The sequence below is a fragment of the Magnetococcales bacterium genome (assembly GCA_015231925.1).
Lineage (GTDB): Bacteria > Pseudomonadota > Magnetococcia > Magnetococcales > JADGAQ01 > JADGAQ01.
In genome coordinates this window covers 1-9,838 of the sequence record JADGAQ010000159.1, presented here as the reverse complement: position 1 = coordinate 9,838, position 9,838 = coordinate 1, and the positions used below count along the sequence as shown (strand labels likewise).

Below are 9,838 nucleotides of genomic sequence, written 5' to 3'. Positions count from 1 at the left end.
GATTATCCCCCCCGGCGGGGTTCGGGGCAGCGCCCCGAGGTGTTGACGTGGCCGTAAGCGGTCCGCAGCATCAAAAGAAAGCGTACCCACTTCCCACCCGCACGATCCGGACGACCCCCTGCGGACCGCGGGGGGCAAGGGGGGCTTCAGCCCCCCATCCGTTGACGTGTGCCTTTGACCTGCTCCCCTGACGGAAGGCTTTGCACGGCGGGAAAACCCGGATATTTGTCGGGAGTAGAGTTCAAGGATGGGGGGATGAGGCCCCCCCCTTGCCCCCCCGCGGTCCGCTGCGATAAATCCGCTGAGTGCGGGATGGCCGGTTTATGCGCTTTCATTGGCGGCAGCGGACCGCTACGGCCAATGGCAAAAGCCAGGTCAACACCTCGGGGCTCCGCCCCGAACCCCGCCGGGGGGGATAATCCCCCCCGGACCCCCGTATTGACTTTCAAGCCGACATCGGCCCTTCGGGATAGCGCGGCGCGCGCGGCGCGGAGGAACGAAATACCGTGCCCACCCCTTGATCGGTAAATATTTCCAGCAACAGAGCATGCGCCACCCGCCCGTCGATGACGTGCGCCGCGCCCACCCCGTGGTTGACCGCCTGCAAACAGGTCTCCACCTTGGGAATCATGCCCCCCTTGATGACCCCTTCCCCAATCAGCCGCTGCGTGCCTTCCGCCGCCAGCGAGGCGATCAGCTTGCCCGTGGCATCCATCACCCCGGCCACATCCGTCAGCAGAATCAACTTCTCCGCCTTGAGCGCCATGGCCAGATGACCCGCCACATGATCGGCGTTGATGTTGTAGGTCTCCCCATCATTGCCGACCCCGACCGGCGCCACCACCGGAATGATGTCCGAGCGGCGGAACATCTCCAGCAACCCGGTGTCGATGCGCGTCACCTCACCCACCAGGCCCAGATCGATGATCTCCGGCACCTCCACATCGGGCCCCTTGCGCACATGGGTCTTCTTGCGCGCCTGAATGGTGTGACCATCCTTGCCCGACAACCCCGCCGCCCGTCCCCCGTGACGGTTGATCAGATTGACGATGTCCTTGTTGATCTTGCCCGCCAGCACCATCTCCACCACATCGACGGTCTCCTGATCGGTAAACCGCAGACCATCGATGAACCGAGGCACCAACCCCATGCGTTCCATGGTGCGCCCGATCTGCGGCCCGCCCCCGTGAACCACCACCGGATGGATGCCCACCTGCTTGAGCAGAATGACATCCTGGGCGAAAGAGGCCTTGAGCGACTCCTCCACCATGGCGTGACCGCCATACTTGATCACCAGCGTGGCGTTGGCGAAACGACGCATGTAGGGAAGAGCTTCAACCAGAACCTGGGCGCGTTCGATCAGCGGAGCAATGGGCATGGGTTTCTCACTCGATGGCATGTAAACTGCAAGTGCGAGACGGATCGGCTCGGGATTCTTGCCGCCCTGGCGGCTTTCCCGTAGACTGACGCCCCACCGGTTCAAAAACCACGCAGCATAACCGAAAGGAAACACAACCACCATGGCAAAGCATGCACACCTGAAAGGGCTCCGTCATCTGGGGGTGTTGTCCATGGTTCTTCTCGCCGGAACCTCTTTCGCGGAAACGGTCTACATCAGCGACATCATGACCGATGTCAGTCTGCGCAAGGGAGAAGGCACCGAATTCAAGATCGCTCGCATCCTCAAGACCGGCGATACCGCTGAACTGGTGGAAAGCCGGGAGAGCGGCTGGTCCTTCATTCGCCTGGGCAGCGGGGTCGAAGGCTGGGTGCTGACCCGCTATCTTTCAAAGGAAGTTCCGGCGCGTCAGCAGTTGGAGGGGGCCAATGCCGCCCGCCTCAAGGCGGAAGGGGACCGGGATCGTCTGAGCAACGAGTTGAAGGAGGTTCGCAAGCAGCTCGGCAACCAGAAAGCCCTGCAGGACGAGTTGGACCGCATTCGCAAGGTCTCCCAGGAGGCGTTGCAGATGGAAGCGGAAAACAAATCCCTCAAGGAGCAGGTTGGTACTCTGGAGAGCAAGGTGCAGAACCTCAGCGACGAGAAACGCCTGCTGGAGCGACGTTCCGACACCCAGTTCTTCATGGCCGGGGCGGGGGTGCTGATTCTGGGCTGGATCATCGGCATGGTGATGGCGCGGCGCAGACGGCGTCCGGTGGGGGTGTTGGAGTAATACGGGGGTCCGGGGGGGATTATCCCCCCCGGTGGGGTTTGGGGCGAAGCCCCAAGGTGTGGTTGTTGACTGGCGGTCCGCTGCCAATCGGTCGGACTCTCAAGCTTGGTCCCCACGCGATCCTGACGGAATCCCGCGGACCGCCGGGGGGGCAAGGGGGGGGCCTCATCCCCCCATCCTTGAACCCGACATCCGGCGAAAAGTCGGTACAGTCCCCAGAAGGCCTGGCGGCAGAAGTTGGTTTCGCATCATTCCGTTTGTCCCGGATGGCGAGTCCGCAACGGATGGGGGGATGAGGCCCCCCCTTGCCCCCCCGCGGTCCGCTGCGTTCAATCGGGTTCATGCGGGGAATTGGGCTGCTGTCTCTGCAATATTGTGCAGCGGACCGCTTACGGCCACGTCAACGGCTAAAACCTTGGGGCTTCGCCCCAAACCCCACCGGGGGGGATAATCCCCCCCGGACCCCCGTATGACGGGACCGATTTCCATGGAAACCCTCTCTTGCGATTGCCTGGTGGTGGGCGCCGGGCCAGCCGGTTTGGCGGCGGCGCTGGGCATCCGCCTTCTCGCGCCCGAACTGTCGGTATGGGTGCTGGAAAAGGGTTCCCGCGTGGGCGCCCACATCCTGGCGGGCGCCATGGTCGATCCGTCTCTGCTCGATACCGCCCTGCCCGATTGGCGCAATCGTCCTTCCTGCCCCGTGGGCCCCGCTGTCATCGGGGAGACCCTGCACCATCTGACCCCGAATCACGCTTTTCCCCTGCCGATACCCCGTATCTGGAGCCCGTCGGGCCATCTGCTGCTGCCCAATCCGGGAGCCTTCTGCCGCTGGCTGGCCGCCTGGGTGGAGGAGGCGGGTGGCGTCATCCTGCCCAAAACCACGGCGATGGCCCTGCAATACCAGGGCGAACGGGTGGTCGGCGTGCGCACCGGCGATTTCGGACGCGACCGCCACGGTCAACCCGGACCCCGTTTTCAACCCGGTTTCGACATCCAGGCCCGGATAACCCTGCTCGCGGAAGGCTGTCGCGGCTTTTTGACCACCCGGCATCTGCAACGCTTTCCCCACCTCAACGGTCGGGGAGAACCCACCCACAGCCTGGGCTTTCGCGAAGTATGGCAGTTGCCCGAAGCGGGCCAACCCGGTCGGATCCGACATACCGTCGGCTGGCCCCTGACCGGTCTGGCCCACGGTGGCGGGTTTCTCTACCAGCTCGATACCCATCGTGTCGCTCTGGGTCTGGTGGTGGCTCTCGACTACCGCTCCGCCAACCTCTTCCCCTTCGGCCTCTTCGAAGCCTGGAAACACCATCCGCTGCTGCGGCAGCGGCTGCAGGGGGGGCGTCGGCTCTCCTACGGGGCGCGCACCATTCAGGCCGGCGGCTTCTCCAGTCTGCCGCGATGTGTATCCGACGGGGTCCTGCTGCTGGGCGATGCCGCCGGATTGCTCGATACCGCCCGCCTGCAAGGCATCGCCCCCGCACTGTCGAGCGGAACCTTGGCCGCTCCGCTGGTGGTGGCCGCCTGCCGAAACGACGATACCTCCGCCTCGGGCCCGCTGGGCCAATTTGCCGACAGCCTGGCCAACAGCGAAACAGGCCAACGCCTGCGCGCCGTGCGCAACGTGCGACCCGGTTTTCGCGCCGGACTCCTGCCCGGCCTGCTCAATGCCGCTTTGGAAGCCGTCAGCGGAGGGGCCGTTCCCTGGACCTTGCGACTGCGCCAAAACGATGCCGCCCGTCTGCACCCTCTTTCGGAACCGGCTTTCACTCCCGTCGCCGACCAGCGAACGGACTCCCTGGTCTTCTCCGGACTGCGTTATCGGGAGGAGCAACCCTCTCCGGTGTCTTATGTCGGCGGCGGAGCCACGGAGCGAACCGGCCAGCGTTACGGCTTTCCCGAACGCCTCTATTGTCCCGCCGCCGTCTTCCGGAGCGAAGAGCCGGGCACGGAACCCCGCATCCAACCCCGGCAATGCCTGCATTGTCGCAGCTGCGCCATCAAGGATCCGTTGGGCCATCTTCTCTGGCAGCCTCCCGAGGGCGGCGACGGTCCCGACTACGCTTTGTGATCCCTTTTCGGGCCGTATCTGTTCAGGTATACGGGGGTTCGGGGGGGATTATCCCCCCCGGCGGGTCCAGGGCAGCGCCCTGGGACTTTTCCTTTCGCTGTTGACGTTCAACCTCATGGGGTCCAGGGGGCACCCCTGGGACTTATTCTTTGGCTGTTGACGTTCAACCCTAACCCCATGGGGTCCAGGGGGCACCCCTGGGACTTTTCCTTTCGCCGTTGACACGATCATGCCGCGCTGTGCAGGGGCCTGAATAGTTACTTCGGGCTGAACCATCACCGAAGCAGGGGTTATGGAATAAATATGACAAATGGTCCATACATTGCTACACTAGCCAGAGCGAGGCGTCGTCGGTGACGAACCTCGGAAAAGGGTTTGCGGTGTTTTATTGCAAATGATACTGTTTCGCACTTAGCGGATTGGGCAGGGCTTACCAGAGGGGAGAGGGGCATGAAGCAGAACATGAAGTGGGTCAGCGTATTGGGTTTGGCGGCGAGCCTGGGTATGGGCAGCGGCCTGGCCTGGGCGGACGGCAAAGAGGCCAAGAAGGAGGGGCTGCCTTCCCGCGAAGAGATGTGGCAGATGTTGCAGAAGCAGCAGAAGGAGCTTGACCAGCTCAAGAGTCAGTTGTCCGAGGCGCGTCAGACGATTCAGTCGACTCGTGAGGAGAGTCAGGTGGCCACGGACAATCTGGCCCGCAAGGTGGAGGAGAAGGTGCAGGTGGCGGCTCCGGAGAGCAAGCCGGCCTCTTCCTGGACCGACAAGGTCAAGCTGGGTGGGGAAGTGAAGGTTCAGGCGGCGGGCACGGAGAATTTTAACCGCACCCGTACTTCGGACATCACGGTTTCCCAGGTTCAGCTCAATCTGGATGCGGCGATCAACGAACTGGTCAGCCTGAACGTGGTGTTGTTGCATGAAGAGGATGCGACGGAGCTGGTGGATGTAGACAAGGCCACTGTCACGGTTGGTGATGCCGCGAAGGGTCCGGTCTATGTGACGGCGGGTCTGATGGCGGTTCCTTTCGGGACCTTCTCCACCAACATGATTTCCGATCCTCTGACCCTGACTTTGGCGGAGACCAAGGAGACGGCGCTGCAGCTTGGTTTCAATGCGTCCGGTTTCTACGGATCGGTTTATGCCTTCAACGGGGATGCCAATCGCACCGTGGGCAACGATGTGATTCGTCAGGGTGGTATTGCCTTGGGCTACCAGTTGGAGAAGGGAGATTACAAGCTGGATGTGGGGGCGGGGTTGATGCAGGGTCTGGAGGATGCCGGCACGGTATGGACCTCCGTTTCCGGGCGTAGCGCGACCATTCAGAGCAACATTGGCGCGGCGGGTGCGCACATGAATGTTCAGGTGGGCAAGGTCAACCTGTTCAGTGAGTATTTGATGGCGACGGAGCAGTTCCAGGTGGGCGAGATGGCCTTCAATGGTCGTGGTGCCAAGCCTCGGGTCTGGAGCACCGAGTTGGGTTACACCTTCGATCTGATGGGCAAGGAGACGGTGGCTTCCGTGGGCTATCAGGGCACGCGCGAGGCGTTGGACTTGGCGTTGCCGAAGAACCGGCTGCTGGCGGGTCTCTCCGTGGGGATTCTGGAGAACACCAAGCTGGGCTTCGAGTGGCATCATGACACCGACTACAACACGGGCACCACCGCATCCGGCGCCACGACCGGGACCGGGCGTGAGACCGATGCCGGTTTGATGGAAGTGAAAGTGGGATTCTAGGTTGTGTTTCAGATCCTGAAGGGCGATGAAAATCGCCCTTCAGGGTTTTTTGACTTTCAATATGTTGTCTTTAAAGTATCAAAAAAAGGAAATGTTCTGTCCTTTGACTTTTCTGTTGATGTTTTTTTTCAAAGCTCTTTCTGTCCTCTTGGCGCGTCTTACCGAGCTGGTGTTCCTGAAAGACAGGTTACGGTTGGACGAGTTGTCACGCTGTTGTTGAAATCTTTTTTCCCGCATTGAGTGTTCAGACCGGAGCCATCCGCAATGTCAATGACCGTTGGTGAATTTCGTGGACGGGATCTTCCCCAACAGTGGAAAGAGTTGGCCGATGTCAATCCGGAAGAGACCTATACCGTGACCCTGCAATCCGCTCAAGAACGTCGCGCATCGGTGGAACGCCTTCAGCAGTTGATGGATCAAATCAGCGAGGAGGCGGAGAGAAACGGGATGATGAATAAGTATTAGAAATGATTATTTAAGATATTAATTAATGCTTGCAATTATTCGTTTTCTCCCTCTTTTTCTCTAGCTCCTGACGAGCAATCTGGTCATCCAGGCCACAATCAATAAGGCAATTTGTGGTAGATGTTACGTTTCTCGAAAGCCATGTTTTGAGATTCTTCGAGCATAAAGATAGCAAATCTAATAAAGTTCCAGTGCGCTGCCATGGCCCCCTTCCGGTGGGATAATTTCTCCAATCTTCTATATATGAATGATATATGGAGAATTTAATTTGTAGATCTATTATAAAATAGAGGACCAGCCACAAACTTTGGTTAGTCCTCTATAATATGAATGCGTAATCTAAGCTGCCAGCATCCCCTCGTTTGGTCTGTCCTGATCGCTCCGGTCATCTCTTTCAGCAGCATACGTTGATTCTCGAGTGTTTGTATTTGCTCCTGATCCGTATATTTTCTGAATTTCTTGATTGTTCGGCTGCCAATTCCAAGCACAATTTTCAACAGAATTTTTTGAACAGGGTTCAAGAAAACGACCAGCAAAAACTTTCATTCACTGCCTCCTGATATTAGAATGTTGCTTCAACCAGTTTGCAATTGCTTGTGAAATTGGCAAACCAGTTAAATCCTCTAACCACAGCCATTGCCCCATTGGATTGACTTCTAGGAATATCCATCTGTCTTGATGAGTAACAATAAAATCCAATGCACCAAATTCAAGTTCTAACAATTTCATAAAATTATCAACACATTTCTTAATTTCTTGGGGTGGGTCAATACGAAAATGGGGGGTATTTGGAATATCATAGCGACGCCAGTCAACATTTGCGATTTTTGATTTTTGGGAATCAATAGCACAAACAAAGTGATCCTGTCCAACAACGGTGTATCGAACTTCAAATTTCTTTACAACATAGGGCTGAAGAACAATTGGATTTTCATCTGTACTGCCGAAATCTTCAAAATCAGAGACTGACAACTTATTCACATAAATTCCTTTATATGCTCCATCTGGATGCTTATAAAACTCCTGATTCATTAATTTTAGTACAACATCTGTATGCCTAGAAACAAATTCAATTAACTTAGCCTTGTTATTGCTTACTAAAATAGGAGGTATATGCAAGCCAGCTTGTTTTGCAATTTCCATTTGATAGTATTTATTCTCAGCTCGATAGGCTTCTCTAAGCCGGTTTAGCCATGGCACATGCCTAATATAATTATAAAATCCGATCAATGTTTTGTTCCACTCTCCTCGCCATATTTTAAAATTGTAATCTGTGTTGTCTTGTTCTTGTAATGTTAACTCTACAAAAGGTCTTCTAAGATATACAGAACTAATGGAGGAAGAACATATCCGACCTTCATTAATAGTTTCAATTATCCAATTCACTCCATCATATGTTATCGATGTTTCTTTAAGGGAATTAGTATCTAAATCTAAGCGATAAACATCGTCTTTATTTAGAAGGTTCAATATACGATCAGCGTGAATATCGTGTTTGTCCGTAATAGTCAAAACCATACAAGGCCCACTCTTGTTGAATGTTTTATTGAAACAAAAAGTGGAATAGTAGTGAAGGCAATCGCTGCTGTCAATCTATTTTATATAAAAATAGATTAATTAAATTTACCTCAAAAAAATGTGGTCAAATTTATATAGAATCCCGCATGGAATAATCCTGGATTCCATGAAGTCGGAAGGTTAACAGCGAAAGGTAAAGTCTCGGGATCCCGCCTTGGACCCGCCAGGGAGGATAATTTCCATCAAAATCCCAGGATCTCTAATAGTTAATTATAAAAGTCAAAGGACAGAACATTTCCTTTTTTTGATACTTTAAAGGCAACATATTGAAAGGCAGGGTTGGTTCACTCCTCCCCCGCCAGCAACGCTGCCTGGTGGTGTGAGGCCAACGCGCCCACGATCTCCTCCAGATCCCCCGCCAAGACCTGCTCCAGGCGGTAAAGCGTCAGGTTGATGCGGTGATCCGTCAAACGCGACTGGGGAAAATTATAGGTGCGAATCCGCTCCGAACGATCCCCGCTGCCCACCAGCGAACGCCGCTCCCGGGAACGCTCCCCGTCCGCCGCCTGACGCTCCTGATCATACAGTCGCGCCGTCAACACCTTCATCGCCTTGGCCTTGTTCTTGTGCTGCGACTTCTCGTCCTGACAAATCACCACCAGCCCGCTCGGCAAATGGGTGATGCGTACCGCCGAATCGGTGGTGTTCACACTCTGCCCACCCGGTCCCGAAGAGCGGTAGACATCAATGCGCAAATCCCGTTCGTCAAGGTGAACATCCACTTCATCCGCTTCCGGCAATACCGCCACCGTACACGCGGAGGTGTGAATGCGCCCGCCCGCTTCCGTCACCGGCACCCGCTGCACCCGATGCGCCCCCGATTCGAACTTCAATACCGAATAGGCCTTCTCCCCGGTGATCATGGCGATGACCTCCTTGTACCCCCCCAACGCCGTGGGAGAGCTGGAGAGAAGCTCCATACGCCAGCCGCGCAATTCGGCAAAACGAGTGTACATGCGGAATAAATCCCCGGCGAAAAGAGCCGCTTCCTCCCCACCCGTTCCGGCGCGAACCTCCAGAATGACATTCTTGGCATCGTTGGGATCCGATGGCAGCAACATGATGCGCAGAGCCTGGAAATCCGCCTCCTTTTTCGCTTGCAGCAGAGGCAGCTCCTCCTTGACCATTTGCCGCATGTCGGCGTCAAGTTGGGGATCATGGGCCATGGCTTCGGTGGCCTGAATCTCCTCCTCCAGTTTCTGATAGTTCCGAAAAGCGGTGACAATGGGGTCAAGCTCGGAAAACTCCCGGCTCATCGCGGTCAAGCGCTGGGTATCGGAAGCGGCGCGATCCGAAGAGAGGTGAGAAGCCAGTTCCGCGTGGCGTCTGGCGATGACGTTCAGTTTGTCGAAAAGGGACATGATGGCGCCCGAAGTAGGAAGTTGAAGTATCCTTTTAATATTTTATCTTTTAAGTATCAAAAAAAGAAAATGTTCTGTCCTTTGACGTTATTTGTTTATTTGTAAATTAAAAAATCGTAATTATTCAGACCCCTGCCCGGCACAGCAGGCCGAATCAAAAGACAAAGGAAAAGTCCCAGGGGTGCCCCCTGGACTCCATGGGGTCGGAAGTCAACAGCAAACGGAAGAGTCCCAGGGCGCTGCCCTGGACCCGTCGGGGGGGGATAATCCCCTCCAACCCACCTGAACAGATACAAACAATCAAAGTCAAAGGACAGAACATTTTCTTTTTTGATACTTAAAAGATTAAATATTGAAAGTCAAAAAGATCTATTCTTCAAGTTTGAAAATCTTTCGGGCGGCATCAACATATCGCGCCCCATCCTCTTCCGTGCCCAACTGTCGCAACTGGCTCACCGGAT

At 55.9% G+C, this 9,838-nt stretch carries 9 protein-coding genes; 5 read left to right on the top strand and 4 right to left on the bottom strand.

The genetic code is table 11. The features are described from left to right. Nucleotides 1-445 precede the first annotated feature (445 nt). Complete coding sequence (gene argB / locus HQL56_15115) at nucleotides 446-1,378, bottom strand: acetylglutamate kinase (GenBank protein ID MBF0310849.1); 933 nt, start codon at nucleotides 1,376-1,378, stop codon at nucleotides 446-448. Nucleotides 1,379-1,520: 142 nt separating this feature from the next. Between argB and HQL56_15110 the strand changes: the two genes are divergently transcribed. From HQL56_15110 to HQL56_15090, 5 genes are all read left to right on the top strand, one after another. After that, nucleotides 1,521-2,171 (top strand): TIGR04211 family SH3 domain-containing protein, encoded by a 651-nt coding sequence (locus HQL56_15110; GenBank protein MBF0310848.1) that lies wholly within the window; start codon nucleotides 1,521-1,523, stop codon nucleotides 2,169-2,171. A 487-nt stretch (nucleotides 2,172-2,658) separates the two neighbouring features. Further along, nucleotides 2,659-4,242, top strand: coding sequence for a 4Fe-4S dicluster domain-containing protein (locus tag HQL56_15105; GenBank protein MBF0310847.1), 1,584 nt, complete (start codon nucleotides 2,659-2,661; stop codon nucleotides 4,240-4,242). 450 nt (nucleotides 4,243-4,692) lie between these two features. Further along, nucleotides 4,693-5,973: an LbtU family siderophore porin gene (locus HQL56_15100; protein MBF0310846.1), complete on the top strand. Its 1,281-nt coding sequence runs from the start codon at nucleotides 4,693-4,695 to the stop codon at nucleotides 5,971-5,973. A gap of 3 nt (nucleotides 5,974-5,976) precedes the next feature. Next, entirely contained in the window at nucleotides 5,977-6,213 is a 237-nt protein-coding gene (locus tag HQL56_15095; GenBank protein ID MBF0310845.1) for a hypothetical protein, read from the top strand. A gap of 24 nt (nucleotides 6,214-6,237) precedes the next feature. Next, entirely contained in the window at nucleotides 6,238-6,438 is a 201-nt protein-coding gene (locus HQL56_15090) for a hypothetical protein (GenBank protein MBF0310844.1), read from the top strand. 339 nt (nucleotides 6,439-6,777) lie between these two features. Here the strand turns inward: HQL56_15090 and HQL56_15085 are convergent, their stop codons facing one another. From HQL56_15085 to prfA, 3 genes are all read right to left on the bottom strand, one after another. Next, entirely contained in the window at nucleotides 6,778-6,984 is a 207-nt protein-coding gene (locus tag HQL56_15085) for a hypothetical protein (protein MBF0310843.1), read from the bottom strand. Next, a complete protein-coding gene (locus tag HQL56_15080) occupies nucleotides 6,985-7,956 on the bottom strand; it encodes a hypothetical protein (GenBank protein ID MBF0310842.1) in 972 nt (323 codons plus the stop codon). 344 nt (nucleotides 7,957-8,300) lie between these two features. Next, nucleotides 8,301-9,377 (bottom strand): peptide chain release factor 1, encoded by a 1,077-nt coding sequence (gene prfA, locus HQL56_15075; protein MBF0310841.1) that lies wholly within the window; start codon nucleotides 9,375-9,377, stop codon nucleotides 8,301-8,303. Nucleotides 9,378-9,838 lie beyond the last annotated feature (461 nt).

Excerpts from the sequence above, each read along its gene's own strand:
- HQL56_15100 (MBF0310846.1), top strand. The coding sequence starts at position 4,693 with ATGAAGCAGAACATGAAGTGGGTCAGCGTATTGGGTTTGGCGGCGAGC.
- HQL56_15105 (MBF0310847.1), top strand. The coding sequence starts at position 2,659 with ATGGAAACCCTCTCTTGCGATTGCCTGGTGGTGGGCGCCGGGCCAGCC.
- HQL56_15090 (MBF0310844.1), top strand. The coding sequence starts at position 6,238 with ATGTCAATGACCGTTGGTGAATTTCGTGGACGGGATCTTCCCCAACAG.
- argB (MBF0310849.1), bottom strand. The coding sequence starts at position 1,378 with ATGCCCATTGCTCCGCTGATCGAACGCGCCCAGGTTCTGGTTGAAGCT.
- prfA (MBF0310841.1), bottom strand. The coding sequence starts at position 9,377 with ATGTCCCTTTTCGACAAACTGAACGTCATCGCCAGACGCCACGCGGAA.
- HQL56_15080 (MBF0310842.1), bottom strand. The coding sequence starts at position 7,956 with ATGGTTTTGACTATTACGGACAAACACGATATTCACGCTGATCGTATA.
- HQL56_15110 (MBF0310848.1), top strand. The coding sequence starts at position 1,521 with ATGGCAAAGCATGCACACCTGAAAGGGCTCCGTCATCTGGGGGTGTTG.
- HQL56_15085 (MBF0310843.1), bottom strand. The coding sequence starts at position 6,984 with ATGAAAGTTTTTGCTGGTCGTTTTCTTGAACCCTGTTCAAAAAATTCT.